1 protein-coding gene and 1 pseudogene are annotated in these 1,125 nt (G+C 64.9%); both read right to left on the bottom strand.

Features of this window, described 5'->3' with window-relative positions; all coding sequences use genetic code 11:
* Positions 1-182, bottom strand: a pseudogene (locus B3873_RS20910) (hypothetical protein); the annotation flags it as partial.
* A gap of 24 nt (positions 183-206) precedes the next feature.
* Positions 207-1,125, bottom strand: a 919-nt coding sequence (locus B3873_RS20905; RefSeq protein ID WP_286868779.1) for a DUF4105 domain-containing protein, incomplete at its 5' end; no start/stop codon positions are given.

Genomic DNA, 1,125 nt, shown 5'->3' with positions numbered 1-1,125 from the left:
TGGCTCCGCATGCGGAGCCATTTTCGTTTCAGGCAGTGGATAAATCGGGCGGCCTGCTTTTGCGCTGCCCGTTGCTGCAGGCGCTGCGCCACCAGCTCACGCGTACGCGGGATCAGTTCACGGCCATAGCCGATGGGATCCTCCAACGGGTCGAAGCCTCGGGCAAGACAGGTGGCATGTCCAGATCGGAGCAAGCCAGCAGTGCCTCAGCGCAGCTCGCCCATGGACACACCCGGAACGCCTTGCCGGATGCGCTTGCTGTAATCCTGCTCCGGGCCGCTTTGCAGGGCGCGTTCGGTGATGCGGCCGGCCTCGCGCAATTGCGCGAAGCTATATCCTGGTGTCAGCACGCCGTGGTCAAACACGTAATCGGCGAAGTAGCCGGAGAGCAGCAGGCGATAGTCCAGCGGCAGCGAGGGCGAGAGACGGCGCGCCAGTTCAAAGACGATGGTGGTGCAGTTGCTGGTGAGGGTGTTGTAGAAACGCGGACGCTCCCGCAATTGCGCCGCACGTTCGAGATAGCCGAGGAAGACGCGGCGCAATTGATCCGGGCGCAATTGCAGACGATACAGATACACATCCTCCCCGCGCGCGTTGGTACGGGTACGGATGATGTCGGCTTCGTCGGCGGCAACGATGACGGTCTCGAACTTGCGGAAGAAGCCACCCAGGGCCGAGAAGGCTTCATCGCGTTCTCGCCGGATCTCCAGCGAGAACACCAGACGCCGCCCATCGGCAAAACCGAAGGACACCAGCGTGTGCGCAATCGCCGGCCCCATCCAGTAGGACAGCAGCAAGTCGGCCGAGACCAGTTGCGCGAGATCATATTGGCGCGATTCCCAGCGGACGTCGACATCAGTCTCGCTGCGCCAGTCGAAGTTGCGCACGTTGTCCAGCGTGACGGTATCGCCTTGCACCTGCGACACCAGCATGCGCGCCACATCATCGGCCCAGTCGCGCGCGTGGCTGGGGCGGATGCTGCTCCACCAGCCAGCCATGGCGATACCGGCCAGCACCAGGGCCACCGGTCCCCAGCGCCAGGAGTGCGGCAGGCCGGGCAGGCCCGGTACCCCGGCCACCAGCGCCAGCGTCGCGGCAGGCGGCAAGCTCCACAGCACGATGGCG

The sequence above is a fragment of the Herbaspirillum sp. UBA812 genome, assembly GCF_002296545.1.
In the GTDB taxonomy this organism is placed as follows: domain Bacteria; phylum Pseudomonadota; class Gammaproteobacteria; order Burkholderiales; family Burkholderiaceae_D; genus Herbaspirillum; species Herbaspirillum huttiense.
This window is presented reverse-complemented; position numbering and strand designations above follow the sequence as displayed.